We start from the raw sequence: 22,699 nt of genomic DNA, 5'->3' as shown, positions 1-22,699 counted from the left end.
GCACAACAGAGTGCCTTTGAAGCTCAAATTCAGATCATTCAGATCCAGCAGGCCCGCTTAACCAATCGTATTAATTTGGGCCTTGCTCTGGGTATGAACGTAGAAACGAACGCAAACAACAATGCTAACACTGCCAGTAAAAAGCGGGAATTTAACCATGCAACACAATAAACGCCGACGCTCCTTAATAGTCACCGCCATTGCACTGGTCGCTATCCCGCTAGCAATCGGCTATACCAGCTACGCCATCAGCATCCAGCCGGAACCTGAACAGTCTAAAACAAAAATAACTGTCCCGCGTGTTTCAATACAGTTGCTCAATACAGGTACTCACCATAGCTCCATCACCAGCTTTGCAGAAGTTCGAGCAAGCAATGAAATCAGTTTCAGTAGCCTAGTTGCTGGCCGGGTAATTTGGCGTGCTCCTGGATTCATCAATGGTCAACAGGTGACTAAAAACGAATCCTTATTGCGCTTGGATGACACAGGGTATCGCGAAGCCCTCGCTATCGCTCAGCAAAATCTCGCAGAAGCTGAACTGATTTTACAGCAGGAAAAACAACAAAAAAGCCAGGCTATCATCGACTGGCAGCGCTCAGGATTAACAGAAAAGCCCGGCGCTCTGGTGCTACGTAAACCTCAGTTAAAACTGGCTAAAGCCCGTTTTAATGCAGCGAAAAGCAGCGTAAGCAACGCTCGTCGCAACCTTGCTGAAACCACCGTAAAAGCGCCATTTGACGGTATTATACTCAATCGTAGTGCTTCTTTAGGAAGCTTTATCGAAGTGGGTACTGTATTGGCTATCCTTCGAGGAAGTGCTGAAGCAGAAATAGTCCTGACACTATCTGCTAGCCAGTGGCAACAGCTACCGCAAGACCTGAGTTCAACAACAGTGCAGCTAAATGATCCTGATCAGCCCGGTAGTCGTTGGCAAGGTGAAATTAGCCATCTATCAGAAACAATTGATCCAGCCACCCGACAACGTAGCCTGACGGTGCGCGTCAAAGAACCTTTGGCACAACAACCACCGCTGCTTTCAGGCAGTTTTGTCAGTGCTCACATCAAAGGTCGAGCAGTAGACAAGCTATTTGCTATTCCCAGTACGGCCCTCACCGCTGATGGTTATATCTGGGATGTCGTTGATAACCGGTTACAACGACACAAAAGCCGTCCGCTGTTCAGTGCCAACGGAAAACTGTACATCCCCCAATCCGAGCTACCGCAACAAATGGCACTAGTAGTTAAACCACTCGCAAGCTACCTACCGGGGATGGCAATAGAGCCACTCATCACTGAGCAAAGCAGCCCGTATTTAATAAACAGCAACGGAGCCTCTGAATGAGCCATCATACTCAAAAGAGTTGGGTCGCCTGGTTTGCCGGTAATCCAGTTGCTGCCAACCTACTCATGGCTCTGATTTTGGTGGCAGGTGTAATGTCTGCGATTAGCCTGCGTGTTGAAGCGTTTCCGCCTTTGCCACCCAACAGTGTCAGTATTAGTGTTATTTATGACACCGGATCTGCACGCTCGGTAGAAGAAGGCGTCACTACAAAGATTGAAGAAGCCTTGCAAGGCGTACAAGGTATCAAGAAGGTTTCCAGCACCTCGGGCACCAGTAATACTTCAATTACAGTCGAGAGAATCAGCGGCTATAACCTTGATACGTTATACAGAGATATTAAGAATCGAGTCGATGGGATAGCAACTCTACCAGCCAGTGCCGAGCGTCCTATTATCAGCCGTGAGATCTACCTTGAAGATGCGGTATCTGTGCACCTTTCTGGCAATGTGCCACAAGATATCCTACAACAGAGTGCCCGTGCTTTACGCAAACAGCTACTAAGCAACCCTGCGATCGAAAAGGTAAACACTAATGGACACCATACCCCAGAAATCAGTATTCAGGTGGACGAGCGCCAGTTGCAGGCATTAGGACTAACTATCAATGACATTGCTGAACGAATAGCGGCATCCTCCCTTACTGTCGCTGGCGGCGAACTGTTCAGCAAAGATGGTTACTTGATAGTTAAAGCAGACCAACAGCGCTACCGGCAGAGAGATTTTGAGTCCATTCTCATCAAACAGACGCAAGATGGTCAGCGGCTTACGTTAGCCGATATAGCTACTGTTGAAGATTCCTATGAGCAATCAGGCGTTCTATCTCGATTCAATGGCGAACGAGCCATCTGGCTGGATGTGAAAATGTATTCCAGTTCAGACATAATGGCCATATCCAAGGCCGTGCAGGAAGAAGTTCAGCAATTTCGAAAAACTCAACCCGACAGCATCGATACTACTGTTTGGAACGACCAAAGTATCTATATCGCCAACCGCCTTAATTTGCTGTTAAAGAACAGTATTATGGGTATAGCTTTAGTTATGTTACTTCTCGCGTTATTCCTAAACGTACGTGTTGCCTTTTGGGTAGGCGTAGGATTACCCGTCATTTTTTCTGGCGCATTGCTATTGATGGATGCGCGACTTTTTAATATGACACTGAATGAACTAACCACTTTCGGCTTTATCATCGCTTTAGGCATAGTAGTAGATGATGCGGTTGTGGTCGGTGAAAGCATCTATACAGAACGGCAGCGCCACGGCGCTAGCTTGGGTTCAACTATCCGTGGCGCTCAGCGGGTAGCAATACCCACTATTTTTGGTGTGCTCACAACGGTCGTTGCTTTTATGGCACTGACACTGGTTGAGGGTGAGATGGGTAAAATCTTCAGTTACTTTGCCAATGCAGCAGCCTTCTGTTTAATTTTTTCGTTGATCGAGTCAAAGCTCATATTGCCAGCTCATCTAGCGCACCTTAAGGTAGACAACAAACCAGCAACCAACCCTATTAGCCGTGGATGGAGCTACCTACAAGACAAGACCAGCCAAGGTCTTAGGTTTTTTACCCGTAAAATCTACCGCCCTTTTATCCATCAGGTTCTGAACCTTCGCTATACAACAGTATTATTAGCAATTGCTCTGTTTATAGTAGTAGGTGGATTGGTTCCTTCAGGACAAATTCGCACGGTATTTTTTCCGGATATCCCCAGTGACTTTATCGAAGTACAACTTGAACTAGAGGCCCAAGCCGGTTACGGGCTAGTGCAAAAGCAAGCATTAGAGATCGAGCAGATCGCTATGAAAGTTAACGAAGAGCTTCAGGAAAAGTACCAACTCAGTAGCGAACCCATACCACATTTGATGACATTAACGGGCAATAGCAGCGCCTCAATTATAGCGGGTCTCTCGCCTCGCGCGGAGCGCCCCTTCGGCACACAAGAGATTGCAGATCGTTGGCAACAACAGATTGGTGCTATGGAAGCCGTGCGTAAACTCAAGTTTGTAACCGCGTGGGAAGGCGCTGCTGATATTACTATAGAACTACGATCTGAATCAGCTCAAACCCTCAAGACAATTGCCCCTCAGGTACGTGACGCACTCGCTCAATTTAACGGCGTATCCGGTGTCAATAATAGTATTAAGGCAGGGCAAGCTCAGATCGACTTGCAGCTACTTCCCGCCGGTGAGGCGATGGGACTAACAACAGCCATGCTGGCAAAGCAGATTCAGCAAGCGTATCAAGGTTATGAAATTCAACGTATACAGCGAGGCTCAGACGAAATAAAAGTGAAAATCAGCTACCCTGAACAGCAACGCAAGCGCATTGATGATTTAGAACAAGCCCGAATTCGTACTCCGAATGGGCAGATAGTTCCGTTACTCACAGTCGCTCAGATTAGCACCCGCTATGTATCTGATGAGATCGAACATGTTGATCGCAGCCGTGTAGCTTATATCAGTGCCGATCTAGATAAAGCAATCGTCTCCCCGACAGAAATCCTTAGCACTTTGGATCAACAGTTACTGACTCAGTTACAACAAGACTATCCAGATCTAACCGTCACATTTGCGGGTGAAACCCAAGAAGAAGCAGAAACTACAGGCTCATTAAAAGGGGCATTTTTAGTAGCACTGATCGCTATTTATGCACTTTTGGCCATTCCGCTGAAATCTTACATCCAGCCACTCATGATTATGAGCGCCATTCCCTTCGGCGTTATTGGTGCTCTACTTGGCCATTGGTTACACGGCATTCCATTAAGCCTGTTATCAATGTTTGGTATTCTAGCGTTATCCGGTGTCGTGATTAACGACAGTTTACTATTAATCAGCCGTTACAATGAGAATCGGATTGCAGGAAAACCGGCACGTCTAGCGATGGTTGAAGCAGGATGCGGTCGAATGAGAGCCATCATTTTAACCTCAATCACAACCTATGCAGGTCTAGTACCATTGATTTGGGAAACGGCTGAAAATGCACAATTTCTAATACCAGCAGCAGTCGCTATGGGCTATGGTATTCTGTTTGCTACTTTAATCACTTTATTACTGATCCCTGCACTGGTGTTAATCAGTGATGATCTAAATATTCACCACCGACGGGCCCAACATGAGGCCCGTCAATTGAAGGTAGATACCGTTTCATGAACAGTACCGTTCTACAGGTTTTGCTCGTTGAGGATGACCGGGATCTTGCTGCATCAGTAGCTGACTACCTTGTTCTAGAACAAATCAGTGTCGATCATGCCTACAATGGCCAAGCAGGTTTAACCCTCGCGTTGGAGAATAGTTACGACGTGCTCCTACTGGACTTGATGCTGCCTCGAATAGACGGGCTCACTTTATGTGAAAAGCTTCGCCAACAAGGCATCGACACTCCGGTATTAATGTTGACGGCTCGCGATACTCTTGATGACAAAGTTGCAGGGTTCGGCGCGGGAACTGATGACTACCTAGTCAAACCTTTTGCCCTAGAGGAATTGACAGTAAGGATTCAAGCACTGGCAAAACGGCGTAGTGGCCAAATGAAGAAATTACAACGGGCCGACCTAATCTTGGAACTAGATAGCAAAGTCGCCACTCGAGACGGGCAAACAATCAAACTCACTCCCAGTGAATGGGTTCTGCTCGAAACACTGTTGAGAGCAAGCCCTGCAATAGTGAGCAAACAACAGCTAGAGCGAGCATTATGGCCGGATGACCTGCCAGATACCAATAGCCTCAAGGTTCATATGTACCACCTACGCCAACAAGTGGATAAACCTTTTTCTAACCCCCTAATCCATACGATAAAAGGGCAAGGATTTGTCATTAACGAAGTCTGAGAAAAAATTGAAAAAAAGTGGCCGTACCATGCGAAGGGAACTAAGCCTGTATATTCTCAGTCTTGCGTTAATTTCTTCCTTCGCATTTATCGTGGCTCTGCTTTTTTTCTTTGAAAAAGGCATAACAGACACCGCTCAGACATTTATCCTTATGGAAACTCGTGTCTTTGAAGCCCGTTACCGCGAGGACCCTAATACACCACTACCAACAGGCACCAGCTTACGCTTCTTTTATGACGATTTTGAAAAGGCTCCAGGTTTATACCAGCGCCTCATAGATCAAGATGAGCTTGAAATTGAGGAGTTTATCGAATTTGAATGGAGTCCGCATGGGCTCGAAGAGTGGGAGGATTCGCGCTACCTCGTGGTATACCAGCACACTCTTCCAGATAAACGCACTCTGTTTGTTGTTGCCGACTATCAAGCCAACCTCTTCTCTAAAGAGGAGCAACAAGAGTTTGATGATATTATCTATAATATATTACTCTTTGGAGGCACTTATCTATTAGTGATGCTCATAGCAATATGGCTATATAACAAACGGATCAACCGCTACACTCAAGCTTTGGCCCTCTGGGCTGATTCACTGTTACTTTCCGACCTACAAAAACCAAGACCCAACTTTCATTTTCGTGAACTCAACAGAATAGCAGAGCAGTTACTTTCAGCCTTTGAGCGAATCGCTGGCTTAATAGATAGAGAACACCAGTTTCTCCGACACGCCAGTCATGAATTACGCACTCCCATCGCTATCATTCGCGCCAATATGGAATTACTACAAAAAATAGGTGTTCCAGCAGAACTTGCAAAACCAATAAAGAGAGCCAACCGAGCTAACCAAAGTATGCAGCAACTGACCGAAACCTTACTTTGGCTCAGCCGAGAAAATGAAACAGCCCCCTCACTCAAGCAGATAAGGCCTGACATACTGCTGGATGAACTCAGCGAAGAGCTTGATTACCTACTACAAGATAAAGAAGTAAACGTCACACGTAATTACTTCAGTGGGCTGACCGAGCAAGCTTTACCTCACACACCACTAAGAATTGTTCTCAGCAACCTCTTGCGTAATGCCTATCAGTATACTGATCAGGGTGAAATTGAGTTATCTGTGGATCAATACCGAATCATTATCACTAATCGTAGCCATGTAACACATACAGATCATGACAATAGCTTTGGGTTAGGGCTCATTCTTGTACAAAAAATTTGCGACCGCCTTGACTGGACGCTAAAACTAAAATGGGTAGACCAAGGGGTGAGCGTAACGTTATTAATTCCAGAATAAACCCAATTTACTACTACAATTAAATATTGCACAAAATTTGTCCAATAATATGCTCCTCCCCCTTTGAATCGCTGCACAATCCTTTATAGTACCGTACCGCTCATGCAGCATTTCTAAACGCTTCCCAGATTCAGGAATAATCCATTGATCTCTACCGCAAACATCACCATGCAATTTGGCACCACGCCATTGTTCGAAAATATCTCTGTAAAGTTTGGTAACGGTAATCGTTATGGACTGATTGGCGCAAATGGCTGCGGTAAAACAACCTTCATGAAAATTCTGGATGGCACTCTAGCCCCTACTTCTGGAAATGTTTCCATCTCCCCTAATCAGCGTGTTGGTAAGCTACATCAAGACCAGTTCGCCTTCGAACAGTTCAGTGTCGTTAATACTGTCATCATGGGTCATAAAGAACTATGGGAGATCAAACAGGAGCGAGAGCGCATCTACTCTTTGCCAGAAATGTCTGAAGCAGAAGGGATGAAAGTTGCTGAACTTGAAGTGATCTTTGCTGAGATGGATGGCTACAGCGCAGAAAGCCGCGCAGAAGAAATATTGCTAGGTGCCGGTATTGACCAGTCTCTTTTTTATGGTCCAATGAGCGGTGTTGCACCAGGTTGGAAGTTGCGCGTACTACTAGCACAGGCAATTTTTTCAGACCCCGATATCTTGCTATTGGATGAGCCTACCAACAACTTAGATATCAATACAATTCGCTGGCTAGAAACGCTTTTAAACGAGCGCAAAAGCACCATGGTTATCATCTCGCATGACCGTCACTTCTTGAACTCTGTCTGTACTCACATGGCTGATATTGATTATCGCGAACTACGTGTCTATCCGGGCAATTATGACGACTTCATGATGGCAGCAACCGAAGTTCAGGAACGACTGTTATCAGAAAACGCAAAAAAGAGTGCACAAATAGCAGACTTACAACAATTTGTTAGCCGCTTCTCAGCTAACGCATCTAAAGCTAAGCAAGCAAGCTCACGTGCTAAAAAAATCGATAAAATCAAACTTGATGAAGTCAAGCCTTCCAGCCGTATCAATCCTTTTATCCGTTTCAATCAAGATAAAAAGCTGTTTCGCCAGGCCTTAGTTCTGGAAAACTTAGGGCATGGATTTGAAGGAGAGCCACTATTTACAGGTGGTAATATCATTCTTGATGCCGGTAGCCGCTTGGCCATTATCGGTGAGAATGGAGCAGGTAAAACCACACTCTTACGTTGCTTGCTAGATCAGTTAAGCGCTAACGAAGGCACAGTCAAATGGTCTGAAAACACCTCCTTTGGTTACTGCCCGCAAGACAGCACCGCTGATTTCAACTCTGACATCAACGTCTTTGATTGGATGAGCCAGTGGCGTAAACCCAAGCATGGCGACCAGGTTGTTCGCTCCATACTGGGTCAGCTGCTATTTTCTGCTGATGATTACAACAAGAAAGCAAGAGTGTGCTCCGGTGGCGAGAAAAATCGCCTATTATTCGGCAAGTTGATGATGTCTAATCCTAACGTCCTAATTATGGACGAGCCGACTAACCATCTCGATATGGAAGCGATCGAAGCGTTAAATTTGGCATTAGAAAACTATCCCGGCACCCTGATTTTTGTTAGCCATGACCGCGAATTCGTATCTTCATTGGCAACCCGTGTTATCGAGATAAAAGACAAAAAGCTTGTCGATTTTCAAGGCACTTATGAAGAATACCTAGCCGATCAACTGACCCAAGAAAAAAAGCTCGCCAAACGCGGGTAAACATCACTCGTAAATGACAGAAGCAACACGCTTCTGTCACCTTTTTAGTTATTTCACTCCCTTAAAATACCTCTCCTTGCAAGAAGAAAAACCATGCTATAGTTTGCCAAGAATAAACGGATTTAATTGAGGCATAACTTGATCACACTTAACAGCAACCCACTCGCATCAACCTCGACTAAAACGGATCATACCAAAGCAGAGGAAACACAATCAGTTTCAAACGCCGTCTCTTCAGAGCCGACTACGACAGAGACATCAAGCCCTCAAACTGTATTTAGTTCACGTGCAGAAAAACTAGCGCAAATAAATAAAGAGTTTGATATCACAGGGGCTGACTTTCATATTTCGCAGCAATTTATTAACCGTCTATCAGAAATAGGGCTTATCAGTACCAGTGAAGCAACCGATTTAAATCAAGGCTTGCCACTCTCGAGCAACGGAGCCAAAGAAACCGAGAGTATAACGGCGTTAAAGTCTTCTCTAGAAAGCATAGCTGAGCGTATTAATGGGAAAGAAGGTATCTCTAGTCTATTAACTTTATTAGAGAATTCTCAAAAAATACTCGACAATCTTGACGGCTCACAATCAAAAACCTTCCCAGTAGATCCAGCTACCGCAGCAGCAGAACTCGATCATTATTTAAAAAGTGATGGTTCAAACATCCTGACTGTAAATGAGAAACAATCTTTAGCTGATTTAAAAACAGCATTAACCATTGCTGATAAGTTGAGTCCTGAACAACGCACATCAGCACAAGTCAGTAAATATATGGAAATACTCAATCGTTATGGCTAAACGTAGCAATACCCTCTCAAAAAAAAGCTTTTCTCTTCGAATAATATGAAAAGTACATGGCATTCTGAGAACTCGGGAATTAATCCGTGCTATCAATGTCGAATTTTTATCTTAACCACCTATCGAGAGATTTCATGGACACACGTAGCTTACTGGATCAACTACTCAAATCAGGCACTGATTTTTTACAAAGCAGCGGTGCCAATAGCACATCAACTTCTAGCGATACTGGAAAAACCGCTAGTTCTTCAACGCTAGGCAACTTACTTTCTGGCAGCAGTGGTGGGCTACTCGCAGGTGGTGTCCTTGGCCTTCTACTGGGTAGTAAGAAAGGCAGAAGAATAGGTGGAAAAGTCCTAACTTACGGTAGCCTTGCTGCTTTAGGAACCGTTGCTTACAAAGCATACAATAACTGGCAAGAGCAACAAAACAGCGATTCAACTACGGCGAGCCCAGCAACGACAGCACTAAACGACTTGCCAGAACAAGAAATAGAAAAGCATAGCCGTGCCGTTTTATCAGCAATGATAGGTGCAGCTAAAGCAGATGGACACATTGATGAAAATGAACGTCATCTAATTGACCAAGGTATTACTGGAATGGTCAACGATCCTGAATTACAACGCTGGTTCGAACAGGAAATAAATAAACCTCTTGATCCTGCCGATATAGCTAGCAACGCAAGCTCTCCTGAAATGGCAGCAGAGATGTATTTAGCCAGCTTATTAGTTATTGACGAAGATAGCTTTATGGAAAAAGCTTATCTAGACGAGTTAGCCAAACAATTAAAATTTGAACCTTCTTTAAAAGCAGAACTAGAAGCTCAAGCCCAAACAGCATCGCTATAGGGTTAACTATTTTTGTTAGTAAAAAGCTGCTTAACGCCTCCCCCCCCAATGATCATAAACAGCGCTTAAAGACCCATGTCTTAGGCGCTTTTTTAACGTCAATCACTTATATTTATTAAAAGCACATATATGCTAGAATTTATAATAAAAAATAACCGACTTGCAAGAATGACGCAGTCAGTAAAATTATTTAACTATGCTGGTTCATCATGCACAAAGACTACCTTTTTCTCAGGTGCCTAACCGCGGTTTCGACTTGCTTTATTATGCTGCCCTCAACGTGGGCAGCCGAAGTAGAACAGGTTACTTTGTACACATACCATCAAGCGCCACCCTTTATTACCGGAAATGACGTTGGCCTAACTTATGACCTAGCTAACTACCTTTCTCAGAATAGCAATGGTGCCTATCTATTTAATGTTGAAGTGTTACCACGTAAACGCTTGGATTTTTTGTTGAATAAAACCGACATGATTATTCCTTGGGTAACACCCGTCTGGTTTGGTCCAAAATCCACTGAGAAGTACCAATGGTCCAAGCCCATTATGGAAGATGGGAGTATTTATATCTGGAAGCACGAAGGTGTAACAACCTTCTCGCAACCCGAGCACTTAAAAGGCTTTCATCTGGGAGGAATCCAAGGGTATCGTTATATCAATGTCGATAAGCTCGTGAAATCTGGAGAGATTAAGCGTTCAGATACTGGCTCAGAACAACAACTCTTAGAGATGCTATTACTGAAGCGTTTCGATGTTGGCATCAGCCCTTACAGCGCTAGTGCTTATATTATGAAAAATAACAGCTGGGAAGATAACTTCTCTTATGCGGTACATCATAACTTTAATCGACAATTTTTAATTAAAACGACAAATACAGAGTTATCGAACTACATACGTAAAACGTCGCAAGATATGTTAGCTGACAAAGATTGGGTTCAAACTATACGAACATATGGCTTATCTACCATAAGCCCTCTTAACTCAGGTTATTCCAGTTCTGAAAGTGAGTGAGCTTGTTTAATGTGTATCAGGTATATCGACCAAATAATCTGTCACCCCTATATCGACCCCCTTCTGATAAAGTAAGGTACTTATCTGGCCACGGTGATGTGTTTGGTGATTAAAGAGGTGAGAAACTAACTCAGAAAAATTGCGGCTACTGACGACACCTTTACTGTTTCTATAAGTAAGATCATTTTCAAAATCTGCTTCCAAAACTTCGTTTGATAACCATTCCTGAACCAAGGCGTCGATGTCCTTACGTACGATCCAACATGCATCTAAATTATCGTATCTACTCTCATTTAACGCAGAGGGTTTTGGGTACACGGCCAAACGAGCTAAAGACTGATAACGAGGCGAGTGCTCTGAAAATCGTGATAACCACAACAAGTCACTCACTATCAAATGATTCAACGTCCCAAGAATAGACTTAAAAAATGCACCAAGGTCTTGCTCAAGTTCAGCCGCCGATAAGCGTTCAGAGGCTTGATAGACTTGCTCATTCAGGCGTTGATTATATGAAGCTAGAAGTTGAAAATGATTCAATATATTCAAAAGTCTTCCTTGTTATACACAAGTAAAAAACCTTCCATACATCATTTAAGTGTCTGGAAGGCTCGCATGCTAATATTAACGCATGTACTCTACAACATATAAAGACTGCAACTCAGACATTTGTCGATTCAAAAATCTTATCAGCATTTGCTTCGATAAACCCTTGATAAACTGTACCCTGCTCATCAGCATGGCGCTTAGCAAACTCATAAAAGCAGGTTGGAATTTCATGCTGATCACCGCCCGCAAACTCAAACACATGGCGATCTGCCAATGTTGACCCTTGCTCTAGTAGTGATTCAGGCGTTCCTTTCACCTCACCTCCAACTGTATTCACCTTGAACCCAGCATTTTTTACTCGGCCCAATACATCATGAATCGCATCCGTAGTTGTTAAGTGATTTATGCTTACTGTAAAGTGATTTACGCGCAACCCAATAGCCAATAGCCAAGCACCATATTCGCTTTCTTCCATCAGCGTGTTGTAATCATCCCAGCTAGGAGTAGGCCAGTGACGAGCAGACCAAAATACAGATTGGTCACGATATTCAGCCGTTATTTTTGATGTATATTTACCAATTATTTTTTGTGCGGCATCACTTAATTCATCAACCAATAACTCAGAGCAAAATATCTTTGGCACCTTAGGATTGGGGTGAATAAAGCTATGAGCACGCAACTTCTTCGCCTTAAACTCATAGCTATCTTGGCGTTCATAACCCATCGCTAATATCAGAGGTTCAAGAAAGTCCAATCGTAAAGGTGTATTAGCAAAGGTACGAAAAGCCACATGATCATTAATTACTTCCCCATCAGTGGCCGCAAACAAATCATGAATTTTCTGAGCTTGAGGAGTGATACCAACATAATCAGTCCATAGTTCATTAAAAAAGGCTTCAACTTGCATAACACGCTCCAAAACAAAAAAGATTTTCACACTAGTTTGATCTCGAACCTCAATGAACGCAAACAATAAAACTTACCCCCAAGGGCAAGTTTATTTAGACTGAATAATTAGCCATATTAACGCATATCCCTTATTAGCATGCTTTGTACAGCGTCACGACAGCGGCCCCACCTAAACCTAAATTATGCTGAAGAGCAACTCTCGCATTAGGTACTTGTCGTGCACCTGCTTGACCACGCAAGTGCCAAACTAATTCTGCACATTGCGCTAAGCCTGTCGCACCGATAGGATGTCCTTTTGACATTAAACCACCTGAGGGGTTGACGACAAAACGGCCTCCATACGTATTTTCTGCATCATTGATCAGCTGCTCGGCTTGCCCCTCTGCACACATACCTAACGCTTCGTAAGTGATCACTTCATTAGGTGTAAAGCAGTCATGCAGCTCAACAAGATCGACGTCATCAATACCAATACCAGATTGTTGATACACATCATTCGCGGCTTTATTCGTCATCTGCGCACCGATTAAATCAATCGGGTTACCCCAACTGTTGGCGAGATCGGTCGCCATTGCCTGCCCTGCAATTTCTACAGAAGCTTTAATACCATGGCGACGCGCGAAGGCTTCACTGCACACAATAACAGCAGCAGCTCCACAAGTGGGAGGACATGCCATTAGTCGAGTCAAATAGGGAGCATAAATAGATGGCGCAGACATAACCTCCTCAACGCTGAGCTCATTACTAAAGAGTGAAAATGGGTTCTGCACCGCATGCTGACGTGACTTCACGGCAACTTTGGCGAAAATGTCGGGGTTTGCAGAATATTTATCAATATATGCAGCCCCCGCTGAACCAAACATACGTAAAGCTAATGGGCCCGTGGGTGCGTCAGGTGCAATAGCATCAAGTTGTTGTAGCATGGGGTCAAACGGTGACTCTCTATCAGTCCAATGAGATGATAATGCGCCCCTTTGCATCTCTTCAAAACCAAATGCCAATGCACACTCCACTGCGCCCGACGCAACAGCCTGACGAGCAAGAAATAACGCGGTTGAACCAGAAGAGCAGTTATTATTAACATTTATCACCGGAATACCGGTCATTCCCACAGTATAGAGCGCATTTTGTCCACAGGTACTGTCGCCATAGATGTAACTGGCATAGGCCTGTTGAATATCTGTAAAGTTAATACCCGCGTCTTTTAATGCTGTTTCTACCGCTTCTTTAACCATCACACTATAAGGCTGGTGTTGCCCAGGCTTACTGAACTTAACCATACCGACACCGGCAATTTTTGCATTACTCATTTTGCTTCTCTCTTGCTAATCATGCCACGTGAAATGACTTCTTTCATGATTTCTGATGTGCCGGCATACAACGTTTGTACACGAGCATCGAGGTAAAAACGCGATATGGGGTATTCCTGCGTATATCCGTAACCACCAAACAATTGTAAGCATTGATCCACGACCCAACACTGCATCTCTGTTGAGCTCAGTTTTAAAATAGATGCTTCTTGGCTGTTCATTTGTCCTACCTGATATTGCCGCATACACTGGCTCAAATACGCTTTACAAATCTCTATCCGGGTTTTTATTTCCGCCAATTTGAAACGGGTATTTTGAAAATCAGCAATGCTCTTCCCAAAAGCTTTACGCTGCTGAACATAATCAATTGTTAGCGCCAGCGCCCCCTCGGCAGAGCCTATGGCTTGCGTTGCTACGCCTAATCGCTCTCTTGGTAATTCTTGCATTAAATAAGCAAAGCCTTGGTTCTCGTCACCAAGTAAAGCCATGCCAGGAATGACTAGGTCATCAAAAAACAGCTCAGCTGTATCACTGGCATGCTGCCCTATTTTTTTAATTCCAGGGCCTCGTGAAAAACCTGCTAAGGAGGTATCAACTAGAAATAATGAAATGCCTTTTGAGCCAGCGCGCTGCTCTGTTTTGGCGCAAACAATCACTACATCAGCATGTAACCCATTAGTGATAAATATTTTTGATCCATTAAGAACCCAGTTATCACCTTTACGTACTGCACGGGTTTGGATAGCTGCTAAATCACTGCCTGTGCAGGGCTCTGTCATCGCTATTGCACCAACCGCATGCCCTGTAATCATTTTAGGCAGCCAATGCTGTTTCTGCTCCTCACTGCCATACATCAAGATATAAGGCATAACAATATTGGCATGTATGTTCAAACCACTCGCTAGCCCGCCAAACCCCATGCGCGACATCTCCTCCAGAATCATCTGAGCCACATCAAACGGTGCTTGTGCTGCTCCATAACACTCAGGCATATCAACACCCAACAAACCTGCTGAACCTAAGGTATTCCAAAGAGAGCGTGGTACTTGGCCTGCACTTTCCCACGCGTCATAAAAAGGGGCGACCTTTTGTTCCAACATGCGAATTGTCATATCTCTATAGAGGCTCATTTCTTCACTCAACATCATCGTGGCTCCATTCGAATAGCGGCATCAAGACGGATGACTTCGCCATTGAGATAGTTGTTGTTGATAATATGACAACACAAGGAAGCGAACTCATCAGGCTCACCAAAACGGCTAGGTGACTGCACCATCGTAATTAATGGTTCGCGCACTTCTTGCGGTAAAGATTTCATCATAGGGGTATCAAACAACCCAGGGGCGATTGTCATCACACGAATACCGGTAGCCGCTAAATCCCGTGCCAAGGGCAACGTCATACCAACAATCCCAGCTTTACTAGCGCTATAAGCTGCTTGTCCTGTTTGTCCATCAAAAGCAGCAACAGATGCCGTATTAATAATGACACCACGTTGACCATCAACGTCAGGCGAATTAAGTGCCATTTTTTCAGCGGCGACACGTAATACGTTAAACACACCAACCAAGTTAATTTGTATTGCCTGGCTAAAACGACCCAAGAGCTGTGCTTTACCTTCACGATTAAGCACTTTCCCAGCAGCAACAATACCAGCGCAATTGACACAAATATCAATCTTTCCCCAGCGCATCACGACATCACTAAGGGCACGCTCAATAGTTTCATCGTGCGTCACATCCGCATGATAAAAAGCAACGTGCTGTGGATATTTCTCTTGTAATGACTCACCCAATTCAGTATTCAGGTCCACAATAGCGACTTTCGCTCCCTTCTTAATCAATTGTAATGTTGTCGCTAACCCCAATCCTGATGCTCCCCCGCTCACAACCACTACTTTATTATCAATATCCATACACAAAGACTCCGCCAATAAACTGCATAGATAAGTATCTACTATCTCTACATATTCTTTTTCTTATCAGTATTAACGGTGGACGCACATTCTGGCCATGATGATTCCAGACGTTTTATTTGACCAAAATGTCCATACATAAATTTTAGCTCAGCGACGCTAAGCATTAAGCTAGGACTGGTGAGTCACTAGTAATAGCGCTATGCTCTCTAATCAGGGTTTTCACGTAGACTAAAATGAAGAAGAAACTGGTATCAAACCATTACATACACGCCTCTATCAGTGGGGCAATTAAGGCGGGGTTTTCAGAGCAGGCTCTTCTATCACAAGCCTCTATCCCATTAGAGTTGATGAATAAACCACGTGCCCGAATTACTGAGGTACAGCTTGCGAACTTAATACGTAGCGTTTGGCGTGAAACAGGCGATGAGTTTATGGGACTGACGGCGACCCCTTGTCGCCTTGGTGTCTTTGAGTTGATGGCAGAGTCAGTACTACACTCAAAAACACTCGGTGGCATGTTGCACCAAAGTGCTCGATTTTATAACCGCGTACAGGGCGATATTGAATTTACAATAAATCAGTGTAATGACACTCTCAACTTTACCATCACGTTGCGGCAACCCGAGCATGACCCCAACCACCTATTTCAAGAATTTTTATTACTCATGTGGCAGCGTTTTAGCTGTTGGTTAGTTAACGAGCAAGTGACTTTTTTAAGCACACGTTTTAACTACCCAGAGCCACCTCATAATAATGAATACGCCCCCATGTTTAGTGGACAACTATTATTTAACCAACCAACATCTGGATTCTCATTACACACAAAATTACTCAACCTTCCTATTATTCGAGACTCAAGTGAGCTGGCAATATTCTTACGGCAGTCGCCATTAGAAATATTGAGTAGAGTAGGACAAGACAGTTCTCTACACTCTCAAGTAAGACGTGTATTACTAAAACAGGGACTAGAACAACTGCCTACGCTAGAGCAAATAGCAGAACTTCTACATGTAACAGCACGAACACTGCGTAGAAAGTTGAAAGATGAAGGAGTAAGTTACCAACAAATAAAAGATAGATTACGCTGTGATACAGCAATTCGCTTACTTACGGAGGAGTCACTATCAATTGCTGATATCAGCAATCTAATAGGTTTTACAGAACAAGCTGCATTTTGTAGAGCCTTTAAAAACTGGACCGGTGTAGCTCCCAGCATTTATCTTCAAAATACTTAATTCAAACTCCTCACACAGTTTTTACCATCCATTTTGGCGGCGTAAACGCCTTCATCTGCCAGTTTCATTAAATCATCATGTGTATTCATGTTAGGAGTGTAACTTGCAATACCTACGCTAATACTCCCAACCCACTCACTCGCACCAACAGAAATGCGCAACATTGCAACCGCTTGATGTACAAAATTAGCGACTATAAGCCCGCCCTTAGTATCGGTATGGGGGCAAATAATCAAGAATTCATCACCGCCCAAACGGCAGACAATATCATCAGTACGTACACTATGCTGAAGTATGCGAGCCAACTCCCGCAATACATTATCACCCGCATCATGCCCATGCTGGTCATTCACTTCCTTAAAATGATCAGCATCAATCATCATGCAAGACAATGTAGTCCCATGCTCTAACATTTCTTTCCATAAGAGAGATAATTGCTGCATAGCATGACGCCGATTAGGCAAACCTGTTAAGACATCCGTTAATGCTAATTGCTTAAGGCTCTTATTTGCTTTCGAAAGCTCAGCAGTACGCTCAATCACTTTTTCTTCAAGAGTTTCATTTAACATGACTAACTCTTTATTCCGCACAGTGACTTGGTGAAGCAGATCCTTTAAAGCGGCTAACAAAGGCTCAGTTGAATTGTGGCTTCTCCGCTCTTCTTCTTCATAAGCTTCTTGAGCCGTTGATCCCTGTTTAATCAATTCTACTTGGCGTGCCATATTTTGGTCAGTATCAAGAATGTGACAAGCCAACCAATTCACTAGAAAATCCAGTAAGTTATCTACAGACTGGTCATTATCAGGGGAGACTCTATCATGCAAAGCAGTAAGTTCATTGATAAAGTCATAGTGGCTTTGAATATGCCGATCAAGATGACGGTGATCTATACCAACTCGAATCATCATGCTTTGCTCATCAGTAAAGTGATGTTTTGTATAGCTCACCAACTCATTAAATATATATTCTATTTCATCAAGATTCAGGTCATTTTGACTCAAACAATCACCTAGTTGGTTAATAAGATCAACTAAGCGCTTATGCTGTTCGTCAACTTCAAGTAGTCCAGTTTTGTAGTTATCGCCCCATTTAAATGACTTTGCCATTACTTGTTCCCCTGTTCCCCCTGCTAAAAGTGCTTCGCAACTATCAAGACTGGGGTTAGGTTATAGTTTTCTTACAATGTTTCGAAGATCATACTCAGCTTGCCATATTATTATATGTTAGGCATCAACATTTATTCAGAAATTGTTAATTGGTCACCACATCGATGATCAGAAGATGTGTTAATATTACATCATACGCCCTAAGTAGAAGATAAAATAATTACGATTTCACGTCTATTTATAAAGCCATTGGTTTCATAAAAAATTACCAGTTATTATTTAAATACTTCCTAACAGGGCTTTCTATTAAATAATATGAGATAAAACCTATAAAAACACTTATAATAAAAAGAATAGGGCCTGCCATATAAAACGCTTCGCCATTTTTAGTTCCCCAATAATAAAAAGGCTGTTGCCATAAATATATTGAAAATGACCAAACACCCATATATTTTAGCCAAGGAAAACTAAGAATTTTTTTTGTGAAGGGAGGAAGCAAGTTCAAATGGTTTACTGTAAAAGCTAATAAGAAAGGTGCAACTACCCACTGTGCAGACCAGTGAGGTGAATAATCGCTATAACATACAAAAGACAATGCGAATGTAACTATAGGCAACCAGCTAGGAATGAATTTTTCAATACTCTCTTTTACTAATAAATATCCTGCAGAGAGCAACAAAAAACTCGCGACAACTTCAGTCTTAAACGTATAATTATCTGAGGATAGATAAGGAAATTTCACATAGATAATTTGAAGAACAATAGAAAAAATACCCATTAATAAGAGAGTAAAACAGATCCGTATTTTACATATATATACAAATGAAATCACACTTAATAATATGTAAACATGCTCTTCAATATTTAGTGACCACAGATGCCCCAATGGTAATCCCGAGCTCTGAATATCAGGAAAGACAGGATAATAAGCTCTTATAAACAATATATTATAAAGATAATTATTATGTTCATCCGAAACATCATAAATAAATCCAAAAAAACTAATGACCGATAAAAAAATAAAAAACGCCGGAATAATCCTGCTAATTCTTCTCTTATAAAATGTAATGAGAGGAACTCTTTTTACAAATAAGATGTTGGACATCAACATGCCTGACAAAACAAAGAAAATATCCACACCCATGCGCCCCAAATCTATGTTGTCAATTTGGAAGAAATGGCTAGCCAACACCAGAAAAATAGCGATGCCTCGCCACCCATCAAGATAATCCAGATGATAAGATTTGGAGCTTATTACAGTGATGGTATTTACATTTGATAGCGCAGTTTTATTTGCTTCAAATGCTTCAAATAACGTCTCTCTTAACTTGAACAACTAATAGATACCTTTGGGTACTTAAAAAACTTTCTATCGAACATTAGCAATATTGTATCACCACAAATAACCCCGAAAGAAAGCTCATTTTCTCTAAGCGGTATCTACTCCATCACATCGTTTAATAGTAGCCTAGTGTTGCCAAAAAGCGACCATTACTCAGTTTCAATCAATTTTATCATCGCTATTTTTACTTGCTCCTTACTAGGAAAGTCATGATACTCAACCGCGCCATCAGCACCTTTCTGATACACTTTTTTAAGCTCTTCAGCTCTCATTGGACGCACTCCTTTTGGCCCTACTTTAGCGGCACACAAGAAATCCACTGGGACCACTCCTCCTCCCAAAGCCTCTGGTAGCGTTAACTCACCACTGCCAATCTGTCGAACAATTAATGACCCACCATCCATAAGCGCTTCTAAAAAAGTCATTCGATAACGCTCAAAATCGCTTTCATTGCCTGTAACGGGGCCTTGCTCACCACAGCGATTGACTTCGCCATTGCTCGATACATAAAAGCGCTCTTGCTTAACCCCAAAACTTATAATGATGACCTTATCACCACACAGTGACATCAAGGCTCCATCTAGATATGCGGTACTTTTCTGAAAATTTTCTGTATTCACACCAACTCCGATGCATATTCGCTATGTTAACAAGGAGACAAGTATTAACTGGTCAGTATTGAAAGGTATCGGCTAACGAGCGCCCTTCTTTAAGAAATGAAGGAAACAGCTAACACTTTACTGGCCTTAATCGTTAAATGCTTTGGACACATTAATCATTGTTTACCTAGCAGCACTCACCGAAACTATGAGACAACTCTATAAAAGCCCATGAGAAAACAACAATAAGATTTTAGAGGCCATTGACGATGCTACCCGATATCCAATCTGTAATCCAAACCGCTACCAGTAATACTATTGGTGATGGACTTACTCGCTCAGCCATGCGGTTTTCAAATAAAAAAGCCATCATTTTTGAACAACGCCATTGGACATATCAACAACTCAATTCAGCAGTCAATCGGGTGGCCAACAGCCTAATAACGTCTGGGTTACAAAAAGGCGATAGGGTTGCCGCTTATGGTAAAAACTCAGATGCCTATTTAATACTTTGGCTTGCATGTACACGAGCGGGGCTCATACACGTACCCATTAATTTTGCACTGATTCATGATGAACTGAGTTACCTATTAACCCAATCGGAAGCTAAAGCCATTTTCGTAGATGATGCTTTAGCTGAACATGTTAGAGCGATCCAACAACCTACATCACTATCACTTATTGGTAGTTTACGTTCAGAAACCATAGAAGAAGATAGGCTGGATATTCTGAAAACTTCCACCTCTGCAGGTGACGAGCATCTACCAGACATTGAAATTCATGATACAGATGTAGTTCAAATCTTATATACGTCAGGTACAACCTCTCACCCTAAAGGAGCCATGCACACACACCGCTCTTTCATGAGTGAATACAGTAGCTGTATTCACCACTTAGATCTTCGCAGTACCGACCGTTCATTAGCTGCCCTTCCGCTTTACCATTCAGCACAAATGCACGTGTTCACAATGCCTGCATTGATGATAGGAAGCCTGACTTTTTTAATGGAAACACCACTACCAGCGCTGGTATTTGACATCCTAAGTCGTGAAAAAATAAACTCGTTTTTTGCTCCGCCAACCGTATGGATTGGTCTTTTGCGCCATCCAGAGTTCGATCAGCACGACCTTAGCGCTCTTCAAAATATCTATTATGGGGCATCTATTATGCCTGAGCCGATTGTAGCCGAACTCACTCAGCGTTTAACCGGTAGCCGTTTATTCAACTGTTATGGTCAAAGTGAAATTGCACCATTAGCAACGGTTTTAGGCCCAGAGGAGCATTCAGGAAGACTTTCTTCTGCTGGAAAGCCTGTCATGTCAGTTGCTACCCGTATTGTTGATCCGCTAACAATGATCGACTGTGCACCAGGAGAACGTGGTGAAATAGTGCATCAATCACCTCACCTGATGATAGGCTATTGGAATAAGCCAGATGAAACCCGAGAAGCCTTTGAAGGAGGGTGGTTTCATTCAGGTGATTTGGGCTATGCCGATGAAGAGGGCTTTATCTATATAGTCGATAGAATCAAAGATGTAGTGAATACAGGAGGCGTGCTAGTAGCCAGCCGTGATGTAGAGGAGGCTCTTTATCTGCACGACGCAGTTGCGGAGGTTGCCGTCATTGGTACTCCTCATGATAAGTGGATAGAAGCAATCACAGCGATAGTTGTTCTAAAACCGAACGAAGTAGTAACAAGCCAAGCCTTGATCGAGCACTGTCACCAGCGACTAGCCAGCTTTAAAGTACCCAAAGCGATAATTTTCGCGAGAGAATTACCAAAGAATACTGCGGGTAAACTACTAAAACGAACCCTAAGAGAGCAGCACTGTGAAGCACAACTTGATGAGCTACTAACGTAACGTCAGAACCCTGCGAACCGGGCATCATCTTTCAGTGTATTGAACAGCCATTTTTTGAATGCTAACGTCAGTGCATCTTGCTGACGTTCTTCCCCTACCACCAACCAATATCCCGGCAATAGCACGGGGTTCAATACACTGATAGGCGTTTTCCATATTGGCATAATCAAACGCCCGTCCTCACAAGCTTCTAGCGCAACTTCATCTGAAATCAATGCGACACCTAAGCCTTTCACTGTTGCTTCGACTTGGCTCGCTTGGCTATCAAGGATAAGCGTCTGCTGCTCTAGTAGTAGGTCAAGGCTTAACGTATTCGATAGCTGTTGCCACAAAGAAACTGATAACTCAGTACACAGCAAGCGATGATTCTTGAGATCAGAGGGATTATTTAACTGTTTATGCGTGTTTATGAGCGAAGGGGCACAGACAAGTCTTTTATCATCTTTCAATAATAGTTGTTTAGCGCTGCTAGGCCACTGCCCCCATCCCCACTGTATTGCGCAATCTAAATGCTGAGCTGCGAAATCAGGAAACCCGACAGCTGTCGTTATTTTTATTTCAACATCTGGATGCTGCTGTTCAAACTGTCCTAGCACCGGTAGCAAACGGTGTATAGCAAACCATGGAGAAGCATTAATACGAAACTGGCGCCGCTGCTGGCACGATTTAGCTTCACAAATACCTTGCTCTAATAGTTGGAAGCTACGCTCTACATATTGATATAAACGCTCCCCTGCCGGAGTAAGCTCTACACCAGCGGGGAAGCGTTGAAACAAAGTAATATCAAGTGAATCCTCTAATGAACGCACTTGCAGACTAACAGCTTGCGAAGTAACACAGAGCTCATCCGCCGCATGTTTAAAGCTATTGAGCCTAGCAACCACACGAAAAATATTGAGGCTCTTTAAAGGCAGGCGTCCAATGAGGTCAGTCAACGCTGTTTCCTTTTATAAAGGCACATTATTAGGTACTCACATTAGTGTCAGAACTCGTCGATCGATCACG

19 protein-coding genes are annotated in these 22,699 nt (G+C 43.1%); 10 read left to right on the top strand and 9 right to left on the bottom strand.

The window, feature by feature from the left end:
* The first annotated feature begins 157 nt into the window (after window positions 1-157).
* The 8 genes from QZZ55_RS17990 to QZZ55_RS17955 all read left to right on the top strand — a co-directional run bounded on the left by QZZ55_RS17990 (window position 158) and on the right by QZZ55_RS17955 (window position 10,867).
* Window positions 158-1,342 carry an efflux RND transporter periplasmic adaptor subunit gene (locus QZZ55_RS17990; RefSeq protein ID WP_293268807.1) on the top strand — a complete coding sequence of 395 codons (1,185 nt, stop codon included), beginning with the start codon at window positions 158-160 and terminating at the stop codon, window positions 1,340-1,342.
* Entirely contained in the window at window positions 1,339-4,485 is a 3,147-nt protein-coding gene (locus QZZ55_RS17985) for an efflux RND transporter permease subunit (RefSeq protein WP_293268806.1), read from the top strand. Before QZZ55_RS17990 ends, QZZ55_RS17985 begins: the two co-directional genes overlap by 4 nt.
* Window positions 4,482-5,162, top strand: a complete 681-nt coding sequence (locus QZZ55_RS17980; protein ID WP_293268805.1) for a response regulator transcription factor — start codon at window positions 4,482-4,484, stop codon at window positions 5,160-5,162. The genes QZZ55_RS17985 and QZZ55_RS17980 overlap by 4 nt, the downstream gene beginning before the upstream one ends.
* 28 nt (window positions 5,163-5,190) lie before the next feature.
* On the top strand, window positions 5,191-6,450 hold the full coding sequence (locus QZZ55_RS17975) for a HAMP domain-containing sensor histidine kinase (RefSeq protein ID WP_293268804.1): 1,260 nt from the start codon (window positions 5,191-5,193) through the stop codon (window positions 6,448-6,450).
* 144 nt (window positions 6,451-6,594) lie between these two features.
* Window positions 6,595-8,211 carry an ABC-F family ATPase gene (locus tag QZZ55_RS17970; protein ID WP_293268803.1) on the top strand — a complete coding sequence of 539 codons (1,617 nt, stop codon included), beginning with the start codon at window positions 6,595-6,597 and terminating at the stop codon, window positions 8,209-8,211.
* Between the two features lie 138 nt (window positions 8,212-8,349).
* The gene (locus QZZ55_RS17965; protein WP_293268802.1) at window positions 8,350-9,009 is read left to right on the top strand and encodes a hypothetical protein; all 660 of its coding nucleotides are present in this window, start codon (window positions 8,350-8,352) and stop codon (window positions 9,007-9,009) included.
* Between the two features lie 134 nt (window positions 9,010-9,143).
* On the top strand, window positions 9,144-9,857 hold the full coding sequence (locus tag QZZ55_RS17960) for a tellurite resistance TerB family protein (RefSeq protein ID WP_293268801.1): 714 nt from the start codon (window positions 9,144-9,146) through the stop codon (window positions 9,855-9,857).
* A gap of 266 nt (window positions 9,858-10,123) precedes the next feature.
* Window positions 10,124-10,867 (top strand): transporter substrate-binding domain-containing protein, encoded by a 744-nt coding sequence (locus QZZ55_RS17955; protein WP_293268800.1) that lies wholly within the window; start codon window positions 10,124-10,126, stop codon window positions 10,865-10,867.
* 6 nt (window positions 10,868-10,873) lie between these two features.
* Here QZZ55_RS17955 and QZZ55_RS17950 read toward each other — a convergent pair whose 3' ends face one another.
* The 5 genes from QZZ55_RS17950 to QZZ55_RS17930 all read right to left on the bottom strand — a co-directional run bounded on the left by QZZ55_RS17950 (window position 10,874) and on the right by QZZ55_RS17930 (window position 15,547).
* Window positions 10,874-11,413 carry a DinB family protein gene (locus QZZ55_RS17950; protein ID WP_293268799.1) on the bottom strand — a complete coding sequence of 180 codons (540 nt, stop codon included), beginning with the start codon at window positions 11,411-11,413 and terminating at the stop codon, window positions 10,874-10,876.
* 112 nt (window positions 11,414-11,525) lie between these two features.
* Entirely contained in the window at window positions 11,526-12,320 is a 795-nt protein-coding gene (locus QZZ55_RS17945) for a DUF1338 domain-containing protein (RefSeq protein WP_293268798.1), read from the bottom strand.
* Between the two features lie 133 nt (window positions 12,321-12,453).
* Window positions 12,454-13,632, bottom strand: coding sequence for a lipid-transfer protein (locus QZZ55_RS17940; RefSeq protein WP_293268797.1), 1,179 nt, complete (start codon window positions 13,630-13,632; stop codon window positions 12,454-12,456).
* Complete coding sequence (locus QZZ55_RS17935; protein WP_293268796.1) at window positions 13,629-14,780, bottom strand: acyl-CoA dehydrogenase family protein; 1,152 nt, start codon at window positions 14,778-14,780, stop codon at window positions 13,629-13,631. The genes QZZ55_RS17940 and QZZ55_RS17935 overlap by 4 nt, the downstream gene beginning before the upstream one ends.
* Window positions 14,777-15,547: an SDR family NAD(P)-dependent oxidoreductase gene (locus QZZ55_RS17930; protein WP_293268795.1), complete on the bottom strand. Its 771-nt coding sequence runs from the start codon at window positions 15,545-15,547 to the stop codon at window positions 14,777-14,779. Before QZZ55_RS17930 ends, QZZ55_RS17935 begins: the two co-directional genes overlap by 4 nt.
* 236 nt (window positions 15,548-15,783) lie before the next feature.
* On the opposite strand from QZZ55_RS17930, the gene QZZ55_RS17925 reads away from it, so the two are divergent.
* Complete coding sequence (locus QZZ55_RS17925) at window positions 15,784-16,785, top strand: AraC family transcriptional regulator (protein WP_293268794.1); 1,002 nt, start codon at window positions 15,784-15,786, stop codon at window positions 16,783-16,785.
* Here the strand turns inward: QZZ55_RS17925 and QZZ55_RS17920 are convergent.
* From QZZ55_RS17920 to QZZ55_RS17910, 3 genes are all read right to left on the bottom strand, one after another.
* Entirely contained in the window at window positions 16,782-17,891 is a 1,110-nt protein-coding gene (locus QZZ55_RS17920) for a GGDEF domain-containing protein (protein ID WP_293268793.1), read from the bottom strand. The genes QZZ55_RS17925 and QZZ55_RS17920 overlap by 4 nt on opposite strands.
* Window positions 17,892-18,156: 265 nt before the next feature.
* The gene (locus QZZ55_RS17915) at window positions 18,157-19,227 is read right to left on the bottom strand and encodes an acyltransferase (protein ID WP_293268792.1); all 1,071 of its coding nucleotides are present in this window, start codon (window positions 19,225-19,227) and stop codon (window positions 18,157-18,159) included.
* Between the two features lie 155 nt (window positions 19,228-19,382).
* Window positions 19,383-19,853: a hypothetical protein gene (locus tag QZZ55_RS17910; protein ID WP_293268791.1), complete on the bottom strand. Its 471-nt coding sequence runs from the start codon at window positions 19,851-19,853 to the stop codon at window positions 19,383-19,385.
* Between the two features lie 248 nt (window positions 19,854-20,101).
* Between QZZ55_RS17910 and QZZ55_RS17905 the strand changes: the two genes are divergently transcribed.
* Entirely contained in the window at window positions 20,102-21,694 is a 1,593-nt protein-coding gene (locus QZZ55_RS17905; RefSeq protein WP_293268790.1) for a fatty acyl-CoA synthetase, read from the top strand.
* 2 nt (window positions 21,695-21,696) lie between these two features.
* Here QZZ55_RS17905 and QZZ55_RS17900 read toward each other — a convergent pair whose 3' ends face one another.
* Window positions 21,697-22,629, bottom strand: a complete 933-nt coding sequence (locus QZZ55_RS17900) for a LysR substrate-binding domain-containing protein (RefSeq protein ID WP_293268789.1) — start codon at window positions 22,627-22,629, stop codon at window positions 21,697-21,699.
* Window positions 22,630-22,699: the final 70 nt, after the last annotated feature.

The organism is Neptunomonas sp., assembly GCF_016744175.1.
Taxonomy (GTDB): Bacteria; Pseudomonadota; Gammaproteobacteria; order Pseudomonadales; family Balneatricaceae; genus Neptunomonas.
The sequence above is the reverse complement of the archived record's forward strand: the minus strand, read 5'-3'. Positions and strand labels throughout refer to the sequence as shown.

What these genes read in the sequence shown, in the direction of transcription:
- QZZ55_RS17990 (WP_293268807.1), top strand. Translation starts at nt 158, where the DNA reads ATGCAACACAATAAACGCCGACGCTCCTTAATAGTCACCGCCATTGCA.
- QZZ55_RS17985 (WP_293268806.1), top strand. Translation starts at nt 1,339, where the DNA reads ATGAGCCATCATACTCAAAAGAGTTGGGTCGCCTGGTTTGCCGGTAAT.
- QZZ55_RS17980 (WP_293268805.1), top strand. Translation starts at nt 4,482, where the DNA reads ATGAACAGTACCGTTCTACAGGTTTTGCTCGTTGAGGATGACCGGGAT.
- QZZ55_RS17975 (WP_293268804.1), top strand. Translation starts at nt 5,191, where the DNA reads ATGCGAAGGGAACTAAGCCTGTATATTCTCAGTCTTGCGTTAATTTCT.
- QZZ55_RS17960 (WP_293268801.1), top strand. Translation starts at nt 9,144, where the DNA reads ATGGACACACGTAGCTTACTGGATCAACTACTCAAATCAGGCACTGAT.
- QZZ55_RS17955 (WP_293268800.1), top strand. Translation starts at nt 10,124, where the DNA reads ATGCTGCCCTCAACGTGGGCAGCCGAAGTAGAACAGGTTACTTTGTAC.
- QZZ55_RS17945 (WP_293268798.1), bottom strand. Translation starts at nt 12,320, where the DNA reads ATGCAAGTTGAAGCCTTTTTTAATGAACTATGGACTGATTATGTTGGT.
- QZZ55_RS17940 (WP_293268797.1), bottom strand. Translation starts at nt 13,632, where the DNA reads ATGAGTAATGCAAAAATTGCCGGTGTCGGTATGGTTAAGTTCAGTAAG.
- QZZ55_RS17935 (WP_293268796.1), bottom strand. Translation starts at nt 14,780, where the DNA reads ATGATGTTGAGTGAAGAAATGAGCCTCTATAGAGATATGACAATTCGC.
- QZZ55_RS17930 (WP_293268795.1), bottom strand. Translation starts at nt 15,547, where the DNA reads ATGGATATTGATAATAAAGTAGTGGTTGTGAGCGGGGGAGCATCAGGA.
- QZZ55_RS17925 (WP_293268794.1), top strand. Translation starts at nt 15,784, where the DNA reads ATGAAGAAGAAACTGGTATCAAACCATTACATACACGCCTCTATCAGT.
- QZZ55_RS17920 (WP_293268793.1), bottom strand. Translation starts at nt 17,891, where the DNA reads ATGGCAAAGTCATTTAAATGGGGCGATAACTACAAAACTGGACTACTT.
- QZZ55_RS17905 (WP_293268790.1), top strand. Translation starts at nt 20,102, where the DNA reads ATGCTACCCGATATCCAATCTGTAATCCAAACCGCTACCAGTAATACT.